24 protein-coding genes and 1 riboswitch are annotated in these 20,292 nt (G+C 57.9%); of the genes, 15 read left to right on the forward strand and 9 right to left on the reverse strand.

Annotated features, from left to right (window positions below; genetic code table 11):
- Nucleotides 1–239: 239 nt before the first annotated feature.
- From GA0071314_RS17395 to GA0071314_RS17405, 3 genes are read right to left on the reverse strand one after another with little or no spacing between them, the layout of a single operon-like run.
- Nucleotides 240–1,193 carry a phosphoglycerate dehydrogenase gene (locus GA0071314_RS17395; protein ID WP_074397799.1) on the reverse strand — a complete coding sequence of 318 codons (954 nt, stop codon included), beginning with the start codon at nucleotides 1,191–1,193 and terminating at the stop codon, nucleotides 240–242.
- A gap of 41 nt (nucleotides 1,194–1,234) precedes the next feature.
- The gene (locus GA0071314_RS17400; RefSeq protein ID WP_074397800.1) at nucleotides 1,235–1,873 is read right to left on the reverse strand and encodes a GntR family transcriptional regulator; all 639 of its coding nucleotides are present in this window, start codon (nucleotides 1,871–1,873) and stop codon (nucleotides 1,235–1,237) included.
- 28 nt (nucleotides 1,874–1,901) lie between these two features.
- Entirely contained in the window at nucleotides 1,902–2,837 is a 936-nt protein-coding gene (locus tag GA0071314_RS17405; protein WP_172822111.1) for a dihydrodipicolinate synthase family protein, read from the reverse strand.
- Between the two features lie 143 nt (nucleotides 2,838–2,980).
- Between GA0071314_RS17405 and GA0071314_RS17410 the strand changes: the two genes are divergently transcribed.
- From GA0071314_RS17410 to GA0071314_RS17435, 7 genes are all read left to right on the forward strand, one after another.
- The gene (locus GA0071314_RS17410) at nucleotides 2,981–3,502 is read left to right on the forward strand and encodes a TRAP transporter small permease (RefSeq protein ID WP_074397802.1); all 522 of its coding nucleotides are present in this window, start codon (nucleotides 2,981–2,983) and stop codon (nucleotides 3,500–3,502) included.
- A gap of 12 nt (nucleotides 3,503–3,514) precedes the next feature.
- On the forward strand, nucleotides 3,515–4,792 hold the full coding sequence (locus GA0071314_RS17415; RefSeq protein WP_074397803.1) for a TRAP transporter large permease: 1,278 nt from the start codon (nucleotides 3,515–3,517) through the stop codon (nucleotides 4,790–4,792).
- Nucleotides 4,793–4,828: 36 nt separating this feature from the next.
- On the forward strand, nucleotides 4,829–5,842 hold the full coding sequence (locus tag GA0071314_RS17420; protein WP_074397804.1) for a TRAP transporter substrate-binding protein: 1,014 nt from the start codon (nucleotides 4,829–4,831) through the stop codon (nucleotides 5,840–5,842).
- A gap of 334 nt (nucleotides 5,843–6,176) precedes the next feature.
- Nucleotides 6,177–6,326 (forward strand): hypothetical protein, encoded by a 150-nt coding sequence (locus GA0071314_RS19650; RefSeq protein ID WP_172822112.1) that lies wholly within the window; start codon nucleotides 6,177–6,179, stop codon nucleotides 6,324–6,326.
- Nucleotides 6,323–7,057 carry a metal ABC transporter ATP-binding protein gene (locus GA0071314_RS17425; RefSeq protein ID WP_074397805.1) on the forward strand — a complete coding sequence of 245 codons (735 nt, stop codon included), beginning with the start codon at nucleotides 6,323–6,325 and terminating at the stop codon, nucleotides 7,055–7,057. Before GA0071314_RS19650 ends, GA0071314_RS17425 begins: the two co-directional genes overlap by 4 nt.
- Nucleotides 7,041–7,931, forward strand: a complete 891-nt coding sequence (locus tag GA0071314_RS17430) for a metal ABC transporter permease (RefSeq protein WP_074397806.1) — start codon at nucleotides 7,041–7,043, stop codon at nucleotides 7,929–7,931. The genes GA0071314_RS17425 and GA0071314_RS17430 overlap by 17 nt, the downstream gene beginning before the upstream one ends.
- Nucleotides 7,932–7,972: 41 nt before the next feature.
- On the forward strand, nucleotides 7,973–9,064 hold the full coding sequence (locus tag GA0071314_RS17435) for a metal ABC transporter solute-binding protein, Zn/Mn family (protein ID WP_074397807.1): 1,092 nt from the start codon (nucleotides 7,973–7,975) through the stop codon (nucleotides 9,062–9,064).
- Nucleotides 9,065–9,088: 24 nt separating this feature from the next.
- Here the strand turns inward: GA0071314_RS17435 and GA0071314_RS17440 are convergent, their stop codons facing one another.
- On the reverse strand, nucleotides 9,089–9,964 hold the full coding sequence (locus tag GA0071314_RS17440; RefSeq protein ID WP_074397808.1) for a LysR family transcriptional regulator: 876 nt from the start codon (nucleotides 9,962–9,964) through the stop codon (nucleotides 9,089–9,091).
- 144 nt (nucleotides 9,965–10,108) lie between these two features.
- Here GA0071314_RS17440 and ampC point away from each other — a divergent pair, with 144 nt between their 5' ends.
- Nucleotides 10,109–11,281 carry a class C beta-lactamase gene (ampC, locus tag GA0071314_RS17445; RefSeq protein ID WP_074397809.1) on the forward strand — a complete coding sequence of 391 codons (1,173 nt, stop codon included), beginning with the start codon at nucleotides 10,109–10,111 and terminating at the stop codon, nucleotides 11,279–11,281.
- Between the two features lie 113 nt (nucleotides 11,282–11,394).
- Nucleotides 11,395–12,075, forward strand: a complete 681-nt coding sequence (locus GA0071314_RS17450) for a cupin domain-containing protein (RefSeq protein ID WP_074397810.1) — start codon at nucleotides 11,395–11,397, stop codon at nucleotides 12,073–12,075.
- Here GA0071314_RS17450 and GA0071314_RS17455 read toward each other — a convergent pair.
- Together GA0071314_RS17455 and gloA are read right to left on the reverse strand one after the other, a co-directional pair.
- Nucleotides 12,067–12,429 (reverse strand): DUF6164 family protein, encoded by a 363-nt coding sequence (locus GA0071314_RS17455; RefSeq protein ID WP_074397811.1) that lies wholly within the window; start codon nucleotides 12,427–12,429, stop codon nucleotides 12,067–12,069. The genes GA0071314_RS17450 and GA0071314_RS17455 overlap by 9 nt on opposite strands.
- A gap of 1 nt (nucleotide 12,430) precedes the next feature.
- Nucleotides 12,431–12,964, reverse strand: coding sequence for a lactoylglutathione lyase (gloA, locus tag GA0071314_RS17460; protein ID WP_074397812.1), 534 nt, complete (start codon nucleotides 12,962–12,964; stop codon nucleotides 12,431–12,433).
- Between the two features lie 330 nt (nucleotides 12,965–13,294).
- On the opposite strand from gloA, the gene GA0071314_RS17465 reads away from it, so the two are divergent.
- From GA0071314_RS17465 to GA0071314_RS17490, 6 genes are all read left to right on the forward strand, one after another.
- On the forward strand, nucleotides 13,295–13,639 hold the full coding sequence (locus tag GA0071314_RS17465) for a hypothetical protein (protein ID WP_074397813.1): 345 nt from the start codon (nucleotides 13,295–13,297) through the stop codon (nucleotides 13,637–13,639).
- 46 nt (nucleotides 13,640–13,685) lie between these two features.
- Nucleotides 13,686–13,782: riboswitch (TPP riboswitch) on the forward strand.
- A gap of 23 nt (nucleotides 13,783–13,805) precedes the next feature.
- Complete coding sequence (gene thiM / locus GA0071314_RS17470; RefSeq protein ID WP_074397814.1) at nucleotides 13,806–14,615, forward strand: hydroxyethylthiazole kinase; 810 nt, start codon at nucleotides 13,806–13,808, stop codon at nucleotides 14,613–14,615.
- Complete coding sequence (gene thiE / locus GA0071314_RS17475) at nucleotides 14,605–15,219, forward strand: thiamine phosphate synthase (RefSeq protein WP_074397815.1); 615 nt, start codon at nucleotides 14,605–14,607, stop codon at nucleotides 15,217–15,219. The genes thiM and thiE overlap by 11 nt, the downstream gene beginning before the upstream one ends.
- A complete protein-coding gene (locus GA0071314_RS17480; protein ID WP_074397816.1) occupies nucleotides 15,216–16,136 on the forward strand; it encodes a LysR family transcriptional regulator in 921 nt (306 codons plus the stop codon). Before thiE ends, GA0071314_RS17480 begins: the two co-directional genes overlap by 4 nt.
- Nucleotides 16,137–16,229: 93 nt before the next feature.
- Nucleotides 16,230–16,631 carry a DoxX family protein gene (locus GA0071314_RS17485; protein ID WP_156524137.1) on the forward strand — a complete coding sequence of 134 codons (402 nt, stop codon included), beginning with the start codon at nucleotides 16,230–16,232 and terminating at the stop codon, nucleotides 16,629–16,631.
- 55 nt (nucleotides 16,632–16,686) lie between these two features.
- The gene (locus GA0071314_RS17490) at nucleotides 16,687–17,424 is read left to right on the forward strand and encodes a DODA-type extradiol aromatic ring-opening family dioxygenase (RefSeq protein ID WP_074397818.1); all 738 of its coding nucleotides are present in this window, start codon (nucleotides 16,687–16,689) and stop codon (nucleotides 17,422–17,424) included.
- A 7-nt stretch (nucleotides 17,425–17,431) separates the two neighbouring features.
- Here GA0071314_RS17490 and GA0071314_RS17495 read toward each other — a convergent pair whose 3' ends face one another.
- From GA0071314_RS17495 to rplQ, 3 genes are all read right to left on the reverse strand, one after another.
- Nucleotides 17,432–18,307, reverse strand: a complete 876-nt coding sequence (locus GA0071314_RS17495; RefSeq protein WP_231896477.1) for a DMT family transporter — start codon at nucleotides 18,305–18,307, stop codon at nucleotides 17,432–17,434.
- Between the two features lie 81 nt (nucleotides 18,308–18,388).
- Nucleotides 18,389–19,717 carry a D-alanyl-D-alanine carboxypeptidase gene (locus GA0071314_RS17500; RefSeq protein ID WP_074397822.1) on the reverse strand — a complete coding sequence of 443 codons (1,329 nt, stop codon included), beginning with the start codon at nucleotides 19,715–19,717 and terminating at the stop codon, nucleotides 18,389–18,391.
- 158 nt (nucleotides 19,718–19,875) lie between these two features.
- Complete coding sequence (gene rplQ / locus GA0071314_RS17505) at nucleotides 19,876–20,262, reverse strand: 50S ribosomal protein L17 (RefSeq protein WP_074397824.1); 387 nt, start codon at nucleotides 20,260–20,262, stop codon at nucleotides 19,876–19,878.
- Nucleotides 20,263–20,292 lie beyond the last annotated feature (30 nt).

Here is a 20,292-nt window from a genome sequence, read left to right on the forward strand (position 1 = left end):
GGCTATGTCATGTTTTTTTATTAACCATATGACTTCCATCAAAGCATTCTTGAGACGTCGTTTCCACCCTCGTGACAGCATTGGCCGGGGCGGTTGCGGCCGATTCCAATCCAGTTCAGCAGCATCTTGACGATCTGCAGTCGTTCCAGGTCATCGCCCACTGACCGGCCGAACGATGGCGCCATTAGCTTCGCCACCGACATGCTGGTCAGCGAGCTACCGTTGTGGAGCTAGCCCGGCTACAGGCGATTGGCAGGTCCGGATCCTGAAAATAGATCGAGGATTGCCTGGGCGGTAACGGCACCCACAGCCTCGAAGGTTTCCCAGGTCTCGGCTGCGGTATGGGGCGTGGTGATGATGCGCTCGGTCGAGAATAAGGGATTATCGGCCGAAGCGGGTTCAACCTCGTAGACGTCGATCGCAGCGCCACCGAGGTGGCCATTGTCCAGTACCTGCTTGAGCGCCGCCTCCTGAACCAGAGCCCCGCGAGCAGTATTCACGAAAATGGCCCCCTCTTTCATCTGCGCGAAACGGTAGGCATCCATGATCCCTTTTGTCTCAGGCAGGCTCGGTAGCAGCATGCAGAGCACATCAGCACTTGAGATCACTTCATCCATATCCTTCAGCATCACATCAAGTGCACGAGCAGCATCTTCATCGGGGAACTTGTCGTAGGCCATGAGCGAAACGTCCAGACCCGATAGCTTGCGCGCCACCTTCTGGGCAATGTTGCCAAAACCCAGCAGGCCGACCGTTCGGCCGATCAGTTCATTGCCCACGGTCCGGTCCCATTCGCCGCGCCGGACGGCATTGTGGAGCTTAGGTATCGAACGCATTGAAGAGAGGATTAGTCCCAGAGTGAGCTCCGCTACGGCATTGGCATTGGCACCGGGGGCGTTGGTGACAGTCACACCATGGCGCTTCGCCGCATCGATATCGATATTATCCACGCCGACGCCGAAACGGGCGATGATTCTGAGCCGCGGGGCAATGGAAAATACCGCCTCGTCCCAGGTATCCACACCTGCAATAACGGCATCGACCTCGCCCACCCGTTGAGCCAGCTCCTCGAAGGTCATCGGCCGCCCGAAAGAATTCTCGACTACCTCGAAGCCTTCGGCCTCAAGCTGCATCCTGGCATCGGGGCAGTTGCGGGAATAGTCTGTTGCGGTGACGAGCACACGCTTTGTCATAGGGTCTCTCCCTGATTTTTGGTACACGAGCAGGCCATAGTCTAAATCCTGAGGACACGCTGTCTGGCGCTATCGATATGCATATCGAGGGCCTGTACCGCCGCCTGCGAATCGCGATTCGCCAAGGCGTCGATAATGGCTAGATGCTCGTCCATGACCGCGACAAGCAGCTCAGGTAGCATTCGAGTATCCTCGCTGCGGATCAGCCGTATCTTGATGAGATTCGTCCTGTAGATCCCCGAGACCAACTCGTTGCCCAACGCATCGATCATCCGCTGATGCATCCGCCAGTCCATATCCTGGGCATGAGCAAGCAGCTCAGGGGTGACACCTTCTACCCCCTGGGCACGCACCTCTTCATGCGCTTTCCTCAGGTTCTCGATCTCCTCGGCAGGCGCATTGACCGCAAATTCAGCCACCGCTTCACGCTCGAGCATGTGCCGTAGTTGAAAAGCATTGCGAATGAAGCCCATATCCACCGGAGCAACCTGCAGGCCTCGATGCGGCATGGTGCGGATCAACCCGTCGGCTTCAAGCCGGGGAATCATCTCGCGTACGGCACCCAGCGGGACGTCAAGAATCTGTGTCAGTTCTCGCTGAGAAATGAACTGTCCCGACTGAATCCTGCGGGATAACAGATGGGTCGTGAAACTATCGTAAGCCTGTTCGCGCAGTGACATCTCGTGTCGCTCCTCATGAAAACTGGGCTTACCCTACGAAAGAACGAACATAGGCAGCAAGCCGTTTAACCCGTTGCGGATCGGCCGGATCCAGTGGTGGCCGAGTTCGCTCCCAGCCTGGTTCATCGAAGAGTTCGCCGACCAGAGCCTTCACTAGCGGCGTGACTGGCGACTGAACGATCTCATCGACGAGCGTATCGAGCTGGCTATCCGATTCGCCCTCATAGACCAGGCGGGAAACCCGCTCCGGTAAGATATTGGCAATGCCGCTGATTGCACCGGCACCGCCCAGAGGAGCGGCACGCGCCAGCAGACGCTCATCACCGACAAGAATCGCCATATCGTCCATTTTCAATAACTGTTCGGTATGTTCCCACACCCCAGCGCTATCCTTGACGCCGAAGACAAGATCACCATGCGCCTGCTTCAAGCGACGAATGAGTGCATGAGAAAACGCTACTTGGGTCACCTGCGGTATGTGATAGAGGATCACTTGCGGATTCGCATGCTGGATTCGTTCAAAAAGCGCTTCGCACCAAGAGAACAAGGCCTCATCGCTAATGCTTTTGAAATAGAAGGGAGGCGTCAGCAACAGCTTGCGGATACCACGATCGAGCGCAAGACTTGCCTGGTGCGCCGCTCCATCGACCGATGTCGCACACACGCAGAAGGTCACCGAGTCGGGGCTTACCCCCTCAGCCAAGACACCGTCGAGTAACCGGCTACGTTCTTCGATACCGATGGAGACCCCTTCTCCGGTGGTGCCACACAGCGTCACACCGTCAGCCCCCCTGGCGATCAAGCGCGACGCATGCGCCGCGGCCCGCTCTATATCAATACTGCCATCGTCACGGAACGGGGTCACCATCGCCGGAAAAACGCCAAACATATATCCCTTTTCCCCTCGCATCCGTGCATTTTCCGACATCTCCCCAGAGTGACCCGGCCGAATACAATTATTCATGAAGCAATCCCTCAATGGCATGCAATTAGCAAAATGTTGCATTGATATCGGTTATTTTTCAACTAACATGTTAGTCGTAACACAGCATGAGTACAATTTCTTCGATTGCTCGCCGATGCCATGACCGAAAGGAGGGACGACCTATGCGACTACTGCGTGGCCTTGAGCGCAATTTTGAAAAATATCTGGTAGCCGCCATTCTGCTTGTCTTGGTTGTTACTCTCATCGCGCAGGTGTTCTGCCGCTATTTCATCGGCGCACCGCTGGTCTGGTCGGAAGAGCTGGCACGCTACCTACTGATCTGGTGCACCTTCCTCGGTGTCAGTCTTGCGGTAAGAGAAGGGCGCAATATATCCGTCGACCTCGCCCCTGCGATGCTTGGCCCACGAACTGCGAAGTTCTTCGTCCTGGTCGCACTGATGGGTTCCGCTATGTTCTTCACTCTCATGGTCTGGTACGGCATTCCGCTGACCCAGCGCATCGCCATGATCGGTCAGAGCTCCCCAGGTTTAGGGTTGCCAATGTGGATGGTCTATGCGGCTGTGCCCGTTGGCTTAGGGCTGGCTCTACTGCGCTCGCTGCAGGCCGCTTGGCTGTTGCTGCGCAACTGGAACGATAAAGACACGGTCGGCCACATCGACCCAGTGGACACCCGTCAGATATAGGGAGATCAGCCCATGCTCGCCGTTTATACGCTTCTTTTCTTCCTCGCCATCCTGGCCCTGACAGTGCCGGTGGCCTTTGCTCTCGGTTATGCTGCGTTGCTGCCGGGGTGGCTCGGTGCTGCTACCAATCCAGGGCAAGTGGTACGCTCCATCGTCACCGCGCTAGACAGTTTTCCTCTGCTGGCAGTACCACTATTCATTCTTGCCGGCGAGATCATGACGCAAGGTGGGCTGGCGCGGCGCCTGTTCTCCTTCGCAGACGCCGTGTTCGGACGATTCCGAGGCGGGCTCGCCATGTCATCGGTGGCGGCATGCATGCTGTTCGGCGCCATCTCGGGCAGTTCTCCAGCCACTGTAGCAGCGATCGGCTCCATGGCGATTCCTCTGCTCAAAGATCGCGGCTACGATCTCCGTTTCGCGACCGCGCTAGTCACCGCAGCAGGGACTCTGGGCGTAATCGTTCCGCCCTCGATACCGATGATCATCTACGGCATGGCGGCGAACGTATCGGTATCCGACTTGTTCATCGGCGGCATCCTGCCGGCCATACTGATTGGCGGTCTTCTGATGGTACATGCCCACCTATATGGACGACGTCACGCCGACACGATCACCTCGACCGCAGGCACCATCAGCTTTTTCACAGCGCTGAAAGATAGTTTCTGGGCACTGCTTGCTCCGGTCTTCGTTCTCGGGGGGATCTACACCGGTGCATTCACACCCACTGAAGCTGCAGCCATTGCCTGTCTCTACGGGACCGTGATCTCGATGTTCGTATTCCGCGAATTAAACGTCAGCGGCTTAGGGAGGGTGCTGGTAAGAAGCGCGCTGACCATTGCGCCGATTCTGATTATAGCCGGCACCGGCGCAGCACTAGGACGAGTGCTGACCCTACTGCAGGTACCGGCAGCGATCGGCGATTTCATTGGTGGCGCCATCGACGAAAAGATCATGCTGCTTTTGCTGATCAACGTCATTCTGCTCGGCGTAGGCATGGTCATGGAAACATTGTCGGCAATCATCGTCCTAACCCCTATCCTGCTGCCGGTGCTTGCCCCCTATGGAATCGATCCCACCCACTTCGGCCTGATCATGGTCACGAACCTGGCGATCGGTTTCGCTACACCGCCGGTCGGCGTGAACATTTATGTGGCCAGCGGTATTACACGGCTTTCGGTCATGCAGATCTGCCGTGGTCTCGTTATCCCTGTCGCACTACTGATCGTGGGATTACTGATCATTACCTACTGGCCCGGGCTTACGCTCTGGCTACCGAGTCTCGGCGGATAGTCAACCCGCCGAACAACAACAAAAGGAAAGGGAGTAATGCAAATGCGCTTCAAGACATTGGCAACCGGGTCACTTATGACGCTTTTGACGGCAACGCCAGCAATGGCTCAAGAGCACACGATGATACTGGCCCATGGACTTTCGGATAAATCACACCCTCTGTATCAAACCTTTGAGAAAATCGCCGACGACATCGAATCCAATTCCGATGGTCGCATCGATGTACAGCATCAATCAGGTGGTGCACTTGGTGGGGACCGGGAACTCATGGAATCGCTGCTGCTGGGTGATATCCAATTCGTCCCGGTATCGACCTCCGGCGCGGTACAGTTCATTCCCGAATTCGCCGTCTTCGAAATTCCCTATATATTTCCCACCCAAAGCGAGCCGCTTCAGACAATTCTCAACGATAGCGAGTTCACCGACCGGATGAAGACCATCCTCACTGACCAGGGTCTAAAGTTAGGTGGCTTTTATAATGGTGGGTTCCGACAATTAACGACTTCAAATACGCCGGTACGCACGCTTGAAGATATTCGTGACAATGATCTCAGAATCCGTGTGCCGGAAAACCCTTATTCCGTTGCAATCTGGGAGGCTCTCGGCGCGGCTCCGACGCCAATCTCTTTCCCTGAGCTGTATGGGGCTCTACAACAAGGCGTCGTCGATGGACAGGAAAACCCGTACGGCCATATTCTTTCCCAGCGGTTCTATGAGGTACAGAACTACTTGACGACGACGAACCATATCTTCCTGGCCAATGTGAACCTCCTCAACAAACAATGGTTCGATTCATTGCCCGACGATCTCCAGCAAGTCGTCGACGATGCCCTTGCAGAGGCCGAAACCTTCCAGTGGGACCTTCAGAATAAGATGCTGTCCCAGCAGCGTACCAAGCTGGAGGAATCCATGGAGTTCATTGATCTGGATACCGATGAGCTGGAAGCCTTTCGCGAAGCCACGGCACCAATTGAAGATCAAGTGCGCGAAGACATCGGCGACGACATCGTCGATAGTCTCATGACATCCATCGAGAACACGACAAACTAAACGACGACCTTTCCCTATCTATACAAGATGCATAACTGCTGCAAGGTAGCAGCGGTTATGCATTCCGCAGATGACAGATCGGTTTCCCTTTTCCATGGCCGCTACACGAGCGGCCTTTTCATGCCATGTAAACAACGACTCGCATGTAATCAGCTCGCCCAACGATAGGTGTTCAACTGACACTATTACCTGAAACCACTCTCGCCTGATTTGCAGGGATCGCAGCATGATTAGCGTTGCCCTGTGCCGCTGAGCGAGTAAAATACAGGGCAAATTTATTGGCGTCGCCAATTGTTATGTTATAACCTATTTGATTATTCGCGAGGGCGGCTTAATGAGTGAGCATTCACATCGCCATAACAAGGAAGGGCCTTGTCATTTTTCGCTGATGTCGCTGTCGGCGTTGCGGCGGCTGCTGTCGGTCTCGGTGCCGTTACTGGTGCTTTGGTTGATGGTGCTATGGGCTAACGGGTGGGCGTTATGAGTGAGCGTTCACTGTCACGCCTGCAGCTGCACGACCTGCATTTGGCCCAAGGACACCGCACGGTGCTTGAGCATGTGGAAGGCGACTTTCAGCCTGGGGCGATCACCGCGCTGATAGGCGCGAACGGCGCGGGTAAAAGCACGCTTATTCAGGCCATCATGGGCGAGTTACGCCCGATCAGCGGCAAGGTGGTGTGCACGGTGCCCAAAGAGCGCCGCGCCTGGCTGCCCCAGCAGTTGGCGTTGGATTTGACCTTCCCAATGAGCGTGGAAGAACTGGTGATGACCGGCAGTTGGCCTAGCCATGGGGCGATGAAGGGTTACTGTGCCGCGCACTACCGTAAGGGCCGCGAGATCATGGCGCGGCTGGGTATTTCACACCTGGCACACCGTCCGCTGGGCGAGCTTTCCGGCGGCCAGCGCCAGCGCGCCCTGATCGGCCGCACGCTGATGCAGGAAGCCGAGCTGCTACTGCTCGACGAGCCGTTTGCCAACGTGGATAGCGAGACGGTGGATATTTTGATCCGCATTTTGCGCCAGATGGCCGACGACGGGGCAACGCTTATTTTGGTGCTCCACGACATGGACCATCTGCGCCGACTGGCCGATGAAGTACTGATGCTTAACGGCGGGCATGGCCGCTGGGTCTCGCCTAGCGCGCTTAGCCACCAACACGCGCCGGCGGAAGTGGTGCCGTTTACGCTAGGAGGCCGTCATGCTGGCACTGCTTGATGCCTGGTTTATCGCGCCTTTCGATTACGGCTTTATGCGTCGCGCGGTGGTCGGCGGCCTGGCGCTTTCGCTGGCGGCGCCCACGCTTGGGGTGTTTCTGGTGCTGCGCGGCATGAGCCTGATTGGCGACGCCATGGCCCATGCGATTCTGCCCGGGGTGGCGCTTGGCTTCCTGCTGGCCGGGTTTTCACTGCCGATTATGAGTATCGGCGGGGTGCTGTTCGGGGTGATGGTGGCATTGCTTGCCGGGGCGGTGTCCAAAATGGGCGGCCAACGCGAAGATGCCGCCATGGCCAGCTTTTTTATTATTTCGTTGGCCGCAGGCGTGATGCTGATTTCGCTTGGCGGCAGCAGCGTGGATCTTACCCACGTGCTGTTTGGCTCCATTTTGGCGATCAACTCCACCGCGCTGCTGCTTATCGCCGGGATCAGCACGCTGATCGTGCTAACCCTGGCGGTGATTTTCCGTGCAATGGTAGTGGAATGCCTGGACCCGTTGTTTTTGCGCGGCCAGAGCCGCCGCAGCGGCTGGGTACACAGCGTGTTTTTGGGCCTGCTGGTGCTCAATCTCACCGCTGGGTTTCAAACCCTGGGCACGTTGATGGCGGTGGGTTTGATGATGCTGCCCGCTACATCGGCGCGCTTCTGGAGTAAGCGGCTGGAAGGCCTGATCGGTATTGCCGTGGCGTTTGCGATGATTGCCAGCACCGGGGGATTACTGCTGTCGTTCCACCTCGATATTCCGTCAGGCCCCAGCATTATTCTATTGGCCGGTAGTGGCTATCTGCTCTCTGCCTTATTCGGCCGTTATCACAGTTTGGCAGCCAGATGGCGGCGCAAAACCGCACCGCTGTCTGCAGAGCCGAGCCATTAATCCTCGGGCATGGCCCGATTGACCCTTTTAGGAGCGCTTAAATGAGATTGCACCCCTCTCGCTGGCTGGTTGGCGTATCAGCCCTGCTGGCGTTACCCGCCGCCATGGCATCCGAACGCGTACAGGTAGTCACCAGTTTTTCGATTCTGGCCGATATGGTCGAACAGGTGGGCGGTGAGCACGTCGAAGTGAGCTCGCTGGTCGGCCCTGACGGCGATGCCCACGTCTATACCCCAAGCCCTGGCGACGCGCGGGCGCTAGCCGATGCGGACCTGGTGGTGTTCAACGGGCTGCTGTTTGAGGGCTGGATGGAGCGCCTGATCGACTCCAGCGATTACACCGGGGCATTAGTGACGGCGACTGAGGGCATTGAGCCACTGGCTCGCTCCAGCCAAGATGAGCATAGCGATCACGACCACGGTGATGACGATCACGCTCACGACGACCATGATCACGATCATGGGCATGACGATCACAGCCACGAGGACGAACACGTTCACGGCGATGACGATCCACATGCGTGGCAGGACTTGGCCCGCGCCGAAACCTACGTCGAGAACATCCGCGATGGATTGATTGAAGCCGATGGCGACAACCGCGAGACCTATGAGGAAAACGCCGAGCGCTATCTGGCCGAGATAGAGAAAGCCGACGACGAGATCCGTGCGCTGATTGAAGAGATTCCGGCGTCTACCAGTGTGATCACCGGCCACGACTCGTTTGGTTATTTTGCCGATGCCTACGGCGTGCGTTTTCTCTCTCCGGTAGGGCTCTCGACCGAAGCCGATCCAAGCGGTGCCAGCATGGCTGAGTTGATCGACGTCATTGAAGAAGAAAACGTCGAAGCCCTGTTCCATGAAAACATGACCAATCAGTCGGTGCTGGATCAACTGGCGGAAGAAACCGGACTTAGCGTAGCAGGCACGCTGTATGCGGATGCACTAAGCAGCGAAGGCGAAGCAAGTACTTACTTAGGCATGATGCGCCACAATGCCGAAACGCTTCACGATGCGCTGGCTGAACCGGGTCATGACGATCACGAGCATGACGACCACGACCACGACCACGACCACGACCACGACCACGACCACGACCACGACCACGACCACGACCACAGCGAGCATAGCCACTAGCCGGGCCGGGGCAATCAACGCGGCTCAGGCATTGCTCGCCTTTAGCAGCCACGCTCGGAAAGACGCCATTGCGCGGGTTTCCGGGCGTGTTTGCAACCGCGTCAGCCAATAGCCTCCCAGGCGGACAGTGGCGTCGAAAGGCTGTACCAGGGCGCCACTGCTTAGTTGACGGGTAAACATCGATGTTGGCGCCAGCGCCACTCCTGCCCCTTGTAATGCCGCTTCTACCATGGCGATGGAAGAGTCAAACACAATACTCTTGGTCATTGGATAGCTGTTTGGCAGCCCTGCGGCCGCTAACCACTCTGCCCACTCGTCGGCGCGATAGGAACGCAACCACGTCTCGCCCAATAGATCGACAGGCGTTTCGAGGCGGGCAGCAATAGTAGGGATACACATGACCGATAGCGATACCGGCATCAGGGGCTGCGCTGCAATGCCGTGCCAGGCACCTGTCCCATAACGGATTGCGAAGTCGAGCCCTTCGGCTGCAATATCTGCCCGGTTATTGTGGGTAGAAAGGCGCAAGTCGACAAACGGATACTGTTGCTGAAAATCATCCAGCCTGGGTAGCAGCCAGCCAACCGCAAAGGTTCCCACCACGCCAACGTTTAATACGTCCCGATAACTGCTCTCCCCCACCCGGTCTAGCGTGTGGGTAATCTGGTCGAACGAACTCTTGAGCACCGGCAAAAGTCGCTCGCCCTCTTGGGTGAGCATTAAGCCTCGGGGCAACCGTTTGAACAGTGGCACCTTCAGTTGGGCTTCGAGGAGCTTAACCTGATGGCTAACCGCGGCCTGGGTCACGCACAGCTCGTCTGCTGCGCGCGTAAAACTCAGATGCCTCGCCGACGCCTCAAAGGCGCGTAAAGCCTTCAGCGGCAAGTAAGAACGCGCCACGCAGCCCCCAATTTTTCTAATGGCTCGTACAAAATATAACTGTTTGTTAGCTCACCCCGCAGGTCGTAAATTAACGCTTTGCCACGCCTTCGCGGGGCGAGCGACAGCGCATTCTTTACTTCACTCACGGAACAAGGTTTCAGTATGGGTAAGATATTAGCAGCAAAAACGCGGGTTATCATGACAGGATCGCTCCTTTTAAGCTGCCCAGGGTGGGCGTTAGCCGCGCCCCATAGTGAAGACGTGGAGGCGCTAGTCAACAGCACTATCGAATCCCTGATGGCTGAACATGATATCCCAGGGATGACCGTTGCGCTTAGCATTGATGGCCAACAGCATTATTTTAATTATGGTGTCGCCGACCTGGAAGCACAGACACCGGTGACCGAAGAGACGCTGTTCGAGCTTGGCTCCGTCAGCAAGATATTCACCGCGACGCTGGCGGCCCACGCGCAGTCCAGTGACGCCCTTTCGCTTTCTGACCCGGCCAGCCGCCACCTGCCCACCCTTGAAGGCAGCGCCTTTGATGATATTACGCTGCTGGAACTGGGTACTTACACGGCGGGCGAACTCCCCCTGCAATTTCCGGAAGAGGTACAAAGTGAAGAGTCGATGGTCGACTACTATCGCCAATGGCAGCCGAAATCCGCACCTGGCAGCCACCGGCTCTATTCCAACCCGAGCATAGGGCTTTTCGGTTATCTCGCCGCGCAAAGCCTGGGCAAGCCATTTAATACGCTGATGGAAGAGCGGATATTGACTCCGCTGGGCCTTGATCATAGCTATTACCAGGTTCCTGACGATCAGATGGCGAGCTATGCCTACGGTTATTCGAAAGAGGATGAACCGATCAGGGTGAATCCAGGCGTGTTGGATGCCCAAGCCTACGGGTTGAAATCAACAGCGGCAGACGTGCTGACGTTTGTGGAAGCCAATATGGACAGCGCAGAGCTTGATGAATCACTGAGCCAAGCCATGGAAACCACGCGGACCGGTTACCTTGAGGTCGGTGATATGACCCAAGGGTTGGGCTGGGAAAGCTACGCCTATCCGGTCGCACTTGATGCGCTTGAACAAGGCAATTCGCTTGAGATGATACTCGAAGCCAACCCAGTCAACCGCCTAAGCCCACCGCTGCCCCCCAGGCAAGAGGCACTCTACAACAAGACCGGATCGACCAATGGCTTTGGCGGCTACGTGGCCTTTGTGCCCAGCGAGCAGATCGGTATTGTGATGCTGGCAAACCGCAACTACCCCAATCAGGCGCGCATCGAGGCAGCGCACCATATCTTTACCGCGCTAACCGACGAGCCCTGAGCAATGGCGCTGAGCAATGGCGCTGAGCAAAGGGGCGGAATATGCGAAAGTTGCATTTTTGCGCAGCGATAAGGAGACTAGCACCACTTCCATTGCCTGCAAGAGTCAGCCCCATGCGTTTAAACGCCGACTTTACCCGCTTTGCCTGTGTGACACCGGAAGATTACCGCTGGGTGGCCTCGCCCAGCGCTGGCGTCGAACGGATGATGCTTGACCGTATTGGCGATGAAGTGGCGCGCGCCACGAGCCTTGTTCGCTACGCCCCCAACAGCCAGTTTGACCGCCATATCCACGGTGGCGGTGAAGAGATTTTAGTGCTGGAGGGCGTCTTTGCCGACGAGCATGGCCGCTACGCCGCCGGTAGCTATCTGCGCAACCCTATCGGTACGGGCCATACGCCGCAGATTGGCGATGAAGGCGCGCTGATTCTGGTCAAGCTCCATCAGTTTGACCCTAACGATGAGTTACAACTGGCGGTGCCCGCCCATCGCTTGCCCTGGCAGCCCGACCGCCGACCGGGCATCGCCTATAAAATGTTGCACACGTTTAAACAAGAACGCGTCAGCCTGGAGCACTGGGAGGCAGAGCAAGCCATCAGCTATCCGGTGCTAACCGGTGGGTTGGAGTTTTTCGTTCTGGAAGGTACGTTGAGCGACGGCGACGGTGAATACACAGCGGGTAGCTGGTGCCGTTATCCCAGCGGCATGGCACTGACACTCACTGCCGGAACCGACGGGGTGCAGCTATATCTCAAACGCGGTCACTTGCCGCCCGCTCAGGCCGAATCAGCCTAAAGCGAGAAAGGGCAGCAGCGTTAGCGCAATCAGTATAACGATGGCCACGCCCACCAGCGTGACTTGCACGGGGTGGGCAGTGAAGCGCTGCCATAGAGTTGGCGCATCGCCGCGCGCTAGCGCGTCATGATGTTCCTGCCTGGCGCGCGTCTGGCGCTCGGTTTGGTACTCGGCCAGCAGCGCCTGGGCATCCTCAAGCTGGCGTTTATCACGCAGCCAAATCGCATCGACACCCAGCCGAAAGAAGCCCGCCTGCGTCTCGTAGATGTCCATGCCGTGGGCATCGAGTAACTGACGCACTTCCATTGCCTCTTCGTCGGTTACGTGGCGCAGGCGGAAAAGCAGATGTGCCATACTATTCGCCCTTACCGGCCATCAGGTCCGCTTGGATCACTTCGATCCAGTAGCCATCCGGGTCTTTGACGAAAATCACATCCTTCATTTTGCCCTGATCGGCCCGTTTGACAAACGTCACGTCGTGCTCGTCGAACCATGCCTGTGCGGCGACTAAATCGGGTACGCTAAAGCAAATATGACCAAAGCCTTGCGGTTCGGCGTTGCCATCGTGGTAGGCAAAGTCGTCCTGGTTTTCTGTTCCCCAGTTGTGGGTCAGCTCTAGAAGACCCTTCTGGCTAAACGTCCAGGCGGTGCGCGCCTCGGTCTCTTCTGGTACGTCTTCGCCGCCTTCGAGGTTCGCAAGGAAGTAAAGCGAGAACTGCATTTCCTCGAAATCGAGCCGACGCATCACCTGCATGCCAAACACCCGGGAATAAAACGACAGCGCCTGCTCGGGGTCCTTGACCCGCAACATGGTGTGGTTCAGGCGGAAGCCTTGGGTCTGCCTAGGGGCAGGTATCACTCCTGGATGCTGTTCACCTTGAAACGGCATGCGCTATCTCCTTTGACGTATCGGTTACTTTGTATAAGCCTGCAGAGACTCTGCACAATGTCTCTATTTACCCTTATGACTGCCCAATTTCAGTATCTATCGCTTCATCATGAGGGCAATCTGACAAATTACCAACCCTGGACAAGAGGCCTTATGCCCCGTGAGCTCAATGTACTGAGTGCACCGCCCACCCCGTGCTACCACGCCCCCAAAACCGGCTTCCAACGCGTCTTGTTGTGGAAATCCTATGCAAACGTCCTACGCTTTAATTATGTCGTTATACAAGACGCTAGGTAATGTCTAACTGAGCGCGTCCATCAGGAGCCGGTAATGACCTCGATTGATATGACCCTTGGCGATCACATCACGTTGAAGCAGCTTTCCCAAGCGCTCCGCAACGGTTTTTCGCCAATTGTGGAAGTGGAATCCATGGACGGTATCTATAAAGTCCGTTTTCACCATGCCAACGGTGTCTCCGATTTATCCAATGCCGAAGGACACGTCAGCACTTTCCTGGGCACTGGTGAAATCCGCGATACACTGGGTGAATTAGGCTTAACCCACGGCATCCTGACGTTTGCTGATCAATGCGGCGACGAAATGATTGGCGTTGAGGGAAAAGCCATGACACCTGATGAAATGCTCACCTACGGAACACGCATCTCGTTTCGCTAGATGTCGCTGCCAGGGCTTTACAGACCGGCTCAACCCGAAGATAGTATCAACACGACAGGGGCGCTCGTGACACAACGGGCTGAGACGCACCCTCATAACCTGAACCGGCTAATACCGGCGTAGGGAGTCGTGGCGCGCTTGCCACCTCCCCCGTCGGGAGGATGCTATGACGCTACCCCCACTTGGTGACTCCCTCGCAAAACTTCATGCTAGCACTCCGCTAGTCCATTGCATTACCAACTATGTGGCGATGAACAGCAGCGCCAATGTGTTGCTTGCCGCTGGCGCCTCCCCCGCCATGCTACATGCCCAAGAAGAGGTGGCAGAGTTTACCCAGCTAGCTGGTGCGCTCTCGATTAATATCGGAACCCTTTCAGCTCCTTGGGCCGATGCCATGCTTATCGCCGCAAAGACCGCGAATGCCTGTAGCATCCCTTGGATTCTGGACCCAGTGGCCGTTGGTGCCACCGGCTATCGCCAGACCGTCTGCACAGCACTATTGAACCACCAACCCAGCGTTATTCGCGCCAATGCCTCCGAAATACTTGCGCTCAATGGATTAAACCACCAGGGCCGCGGCGTCGATGCGACCGCCGCTACCGAGGATGCCCTGGCAGCCGCCATGGCTCTAGCCGAGCAGTATCGCTGTGTGGTCGCCATGACCGGGGAGCGGGACGTGATTACCGATGGCGACAAGTGCTACATCATCAACGGCGGCCACCCAATGATGCCCCGAGTTACAACGCTAGGCTGTGGGCTTAGCGCCTTGGTGGCGGCGTTTGTCGCAGCAACCCCCAACGCGCCGCTGGACGCCAGCAGTGCAGCAATGGCGTGCTTTGCCCTGGCCGGTCAACGCGCAGGGGCTATAACTAAGGGGCCGGGAAGTTTTTACGTTGCCTTCTTGGATGCACTGTACCAACTCACCCCGGACGAACTCAGCCAGTTCGCCCAGCGGGAGGTGTCGCATGCCGCTTGATCTGTCGCTCTATTTGGTCACCGATGCAACGCTGTGTCAGCGCCATGGGCTTGAGAACACCGTCCGCGAAGCCGTCAGCGGCGGCGTTAGCATTGTACAACTACGCGATAAGCATGCCAGTGACGCCGACATGATCGACCAGGCACGGCGCTTGAAAGCCGTGCTGGCGGGCAGCGGGGTGCCACTGATTATTAATGACCGCCTCAAGGTGGCGCTGGCAAGCCAGGCGGATGGGCTGCACGTCGGGCAAAGCGATACGGCCGTGCACCAGGCACGCCTGGCAATGGGGCCGGATGCCATACTGGGACTTTCGATCAATACCGTGGAGCAGCTTCAGGCAGTACCCACCGACCTGCTTGATTACGTGGGCATCGGGCCGGTGTTTGCCACGCCTAGCAAACAGGACCACGCCCAGCCCATCGGCTTTGGCGGCCTTGCCTCCCTGGTCAATGCCTGCCCGCTACCCAGCGTGGCCATCGGCGGGCTCAATGCCAGCCACTCAAGCGCCGTGCGGCGCGCCGGTGCCCATGGGCTGGCGGTCATCTCGGCGATCTGCGGTCAGCCTGATCCGCGCCAGGCGGCGCTGGCGTTTAGCGAACAATGAACCATCTAGATGACATCAAGGCTTTCGTCAAAGTCGCTGAGCTGGGTAGCTACACCCGCGCCGCTGAAGCGCTTGATCTCTCACGAACGCGGGTATCTCGACAGGTCATGGCACTGGAAGAAGCGCTGGGCGCCCGATTGATTCAGCGCACCACGCGGCGGCTGCACCTTACCGAGGCCGGCGAGCGTTACCTGGCCCGGGCGCAGGGTATCCTGCTTGCTCTGGAAGAAGCCGCCGCTGAAGTGAGCAGCGGCACCTGTACCGTCAGCGGGTGGCTGCGCATCAACGGCCCCATGAGCTTCGGCACCCGCTACCTCGCGCCACAGGTCGCCCGGTTCATGCAGGCGCACCCCGGCCTCGACGTCCGCCTGGATCTGAACGATCGCCGGGTAGACCTGCTGGAGGAAGGCTACGATCTGGCCATCCGGATTGGCAGCCTGCCCGACTCCAGCCTGATTGCAAAGCGCCTTACCCGCTGTCAGCTGGTGTTTTGCGCCTCACCTGAGTATCTGGCGCAGCACGGCACGCCTACGCGCATTGAAGATCTCTCGCAACATCGCTGCCTGCGTTATCGCAGCGGCCAGAACAGCGGCCACTGGTACGTCGGCAAACAAACGCTGGCCGTCTCGGGGCCGCTCGAGAGCAACAACGGCGATATGCTGACCCAGGCCGCCGAGGCAGGCCTGGGCATTGCCCAGCAGCCCAGCTTTCTGCTGCCCGAGAGCATCGCCAACGGGCGGTTGGTGCCGATTTTCCTGGAGGCGCCACCGACGCTGCTGGAGATTCACGCCCTGTATCCCGCCAGGCGCCACCTACCCGCCAAGGTGGCGCATTTCATCGAGGTACTGGCGGACGCCTGGGGCGACCCACCGTCGTGGGAAACGGAAATGGGATTGTCGCCTGTTGCGCAACAGTGAAGTGCCTGGCCAAGGGATTATCAACCCCTCGCGCGGTCGTATAGTGGTGCCATCGCATCCCGCGTGATGCCTACTACCACGAGAGAGACCGCCATGACCCCTTCGTCTACCCTACCCCTTCACACCACTGCCCTGCTGCGCATCAGCCTGGGCGTGATGGCCCTGGCCCACGGCCTGATGAAAGTCTTTGTATTCACCCTACCCGGCACCGTTGCCTACTTCGAGTCGCTGGGTTTACCCGGTTTCATGGCCTATTTGACCATCGCTGCGGAAGTGGGCGGCGGCATCGCCCTGGTGCTCGGCGTGTATACCCGCTGGGTGAGCCTGGCCCTGGTGCCGGTACTGCTCGGCGCTGTTTGGGCACACCTTGGCAATGGCTGGGTGTTCTCCAACCCCGGCGGTGGCTGGGAGTTTCCGGTATTCTGGGCGATTGCGCTGCTCGTTCAGGCAGGCCTGGGCAGTGGCAGCTGGGTGTTGAACCGCCGATTGGCATAAGCTTGACGCTGGCACTGGCCTGGTTGCTGGTGTCGGCCCACGATGGAGTTTCCCCATGTTACCTAGCCTGTTTATTTCCCATGGTTCGCCCATGCTGGCCCTGAATAAGACGCCAGCCCACGCGTTTCTGCGCGGGCTGGGCAAGCGGCTTTCCCCCAAGGCAGTGATCGTGGTGTCGGCCCATTGGGAGAGCACCGCGCTCAAAGTCAGCGTCAGCGCCAAGCCGGAGACGATTCATGATTTTGGCGGCTTCCCTCAGGCGCTTTTCGACTGTCGGTATCCGGCTCCCGGCGACCCTGAGCTGGCAGAGCGACTGGCCAGGCTGCTCGACGCCGAGCGGGTCGAACGCGGCCTGGATCACGGCGCCTGGGTGCCCCTTTCGTTGATGTTTCCTGACGCCAATGTGCCGGTTGTGTCGCTGTCGCTTCCCGTACGCTGGAGCAATGCAGCGCTCGTGACGCTGGGTGAACGGCTGTCGGCGCTGCGCGATGAGGGCATCCTGGTAATCGGCTCGGGCAGCCTGACCCACAACCTGTATGAAATCATGCCGCCGGACAGCCCCATGCCGCTCTGGGTGGATAGCTTTGCCCAGTGGGTGAAGGCGCGCCTCAGCAACGGCGACCGGGAAGCCCTGCTCGACTGGGAAAGCGCACCCCATGCCCGGCAAAATCACCCGACGCCTGAGCACTTCCAGCCGCTGCTGGTGGCCATGGGCGCCGGTGGCGAAGCCACACAGCTGCACCATAGCGTAGAGCATGGCGTTCTCGCCATGGATGTCTACCAGTTCGCTTAGGCCCAGGCTAGGCGGTTGGACGACGTTTCAGGGTCGTGCGTCGGTCGTGGTAGGCAATCGCCAGGCCGCTGGCCATAATCAACGCACTGCCGACCCATACCCACAGGTCGGGTAGCTCCCCCCAGAACCACCAGCCGAGCAGCACAGCCCACAGCATGGCGGTGTAATCGAACGGGGCGGCTATCGCCGCTGGCGTAAAGCGAAACGCCAAGGTGATAAAGGCGGTGGCCGCCACGCCCAACACGCCTGAAGCCAAAAAACCGACCCAGTGCCATGGCTGCGGCGTCTGCCACACCCACGGCAATGTCAGCCCGGTCACCACCAAGGGCACACAGGTCATGTAAAACAACATTGCCCAAAGGTGCTCGCGCCCCCCATAGCGGCGCGCGGTAATCATCATCAAGGCATAGAATAGTGCCGCTCCGACCAAAGCTAAGGCACCCAGTTGAAACGCATCGCCACTGGGGCGCACGACAATCAGCACCCCAACAAACCCCACAAGCGACGCAATCAGCACCGGGGGATCAATACGCTCACCCAGCAACGGTACCGACAGCAGGGTGACAAACAGCGGTGCCACAAAGGCAATCGCGGTCGCCTCAGCCAGCGGTAATAGCGTTAACCCCAGTACAAAACAGACCATCGTAGCGGTATATATCAACCCGCGCAGCAGGTGTACGCGTGGTCGTTTGGTGCGCAGCTTGCGCAGGCCACCGGCAAAGTGGGCGAGCAACGCAATCAGCGGCAGTGAGACTAGCGTCCGAAAAAAGATAATCTGCAGTGGCGAGTGCACCTCACCTAGCCATTTGGAAACGGCGTCCCCTAGCGCCAGGAACAAAACGCCCATACACATGCAGAGTATGCCTTTCAGGGACGTAGTCACCGCGATCTCCTTTGTTCTTCCTCACCTAAAAGCAAAAAACCCCGCCAAAAGCCTTTGGCGGGGTGATCGCACCATACCGCGCTAGAGACTGGCGTTAACGACTAAGCAATCCATTCCTCGCGAACGCAATTGCTCGCAGGCTTGACGCGCTTGCTGCTCTTCGAGCGCCATGAGCCGAGCACGAAATACCGGCGTTTGGCCTACCGATGCATCGACTGCCACTTGCCCTTCTACATCACGGGGCAAATACCCGGCCGCTTCACGCGCATAGCGCTGAGCTTGATCTTCTTGACTGAAAGCGCCCACCTGGATACCCCAGCCACTTGCTGAGGCACGCGATGCCATAACACGCTCGCGATCAATAAAAGCTTGCAGTGGGTCCTCTTGCGGCTCGCGATCCTGCGCTTCGGTAGGCGCCTCTGGGGTTGGCTCAGACGGCTCCGCTTCCGGCGTATAAGTCGCTACCACGGGTGACGTTTCTGACGGCTGTGGGGGTGCTGGCATGTCTTTTGGTGCCGATGAAAAGGCCATATACTCGTCGGAAAAGCTCAAATCGGCCACCCAATTACGCTGGTCCCGTAGCGTTGCCCGGGCAAAGCCTCGATCCAGCAGACTGGCCATGTGCTTGTCTCGCGACTGCGCAGTAAAGCCGCCCATCACAATGCCCATCAGCCGACGATCACCGCGCATCGCGGTCGTCACCACATTGAAGCCTGAGGCGCGGATAAAGCCGGTTTTCAAGCCATCCGCACCGGGGTAATCACGTACCAGGCGATTGTGACTGGTGTGCTTGGTGCCCCGATAGGTGAACTCTTGCAGGCCGAAGTAATGATAATAATCGGGGAAATCCTGCATTACGCGAACCGCTAGCGTCACCATATCCCGAGCCGTGGTTATCTGCTGATCATCGGGAAGCCCTGAGGCATTGCGAAAGGTGGTGTTGGGCATCCCCAGTTCGCGGGCTTTTTCGGTCATCAATTGGGCAAAGCGACGCTCACTTCCTCCGATTGCCTCCGCCATAACGACCGCCACGTCATTGGCCGAGCGTACGGCTAAGGCTCGAATGGCCTCATCTACTAAAATTGAACTGCCAGACGATAGCCATAATTTTGACGCGGGCATGGACGCTGCCTGGGAAGATACCGGTAACGCCTGATCCAAACGCAAACGCCCCTCGTCAAGCGCTTCAAAGGCTAGGTAGAGCGTCATGATTTTGGTTAGCGAAGCGGGGTAGCGCCGAGCATCGGCATTTTCCGAGTAGAGAACTTCACCTTGGTCCAGGTCAACGACCATCCCAGCATAGCGAGGGTTAGCCGCCTGAAGGGGCAATGCGGTGACGATTAACAGTAGTCCTATAAACAGCGCGCCGCCCTGAATAGGCGCGCAGAGCCGCCATCGCCTCGCGATCATACATCCCCCTAAAATTTTACTTTTAACCACCGCGATCTTGTTTGATCTTTGTATCAGGCTAACGTCCTGAGTATATACGCTGAACTGGCTAAACGGCGATATAAAAAAACCGACCCGTAAGGGGTCGGTTTTAGCGTTGACGGGGCATCAGCAGCGAATTACTCCTCTGCCACGGCCTCTTCAACGACGGGACGATCGACAAGCTCAACGAACGCCATGGGCGCATTGTCGCCGGTGCGGTAACCGCACTTGAGAATACGGACGTAACCACCCGGACGCTCGGCGTAACGCGGACCCAACTCGTTGAACAATTTGCCGACGGCTTCTTTAGAGCGCGTACGGGCAAACGCCAAACGACGATTGGCAACGCTGTCCTGCTTAGACAAGGTGATTAGCGGCTCGATAACGCGACGCAATTCCTTGGCCTTAGGCAGGGTTGTCTTAATGACTTCATGTTCGACCAGCGAGACAGACATGTTCTTGAACATGGCCTGCCGATGCGAGCTGGTACGATTCAGATGACGACCACTCTTACGATGACGCATGGTTGTAATTCCTTACCAAACTGGGACTCG

Origin of the sequence: Halomonas sp. HL-93 (genome assembly GCF_900086985.1) — a bacterium.
Lineage (GTDB): Bacteria > Pseudomonadota > Gammaproteobacteria > Pseudomonadales > Halomonadaceae > Vreelandella.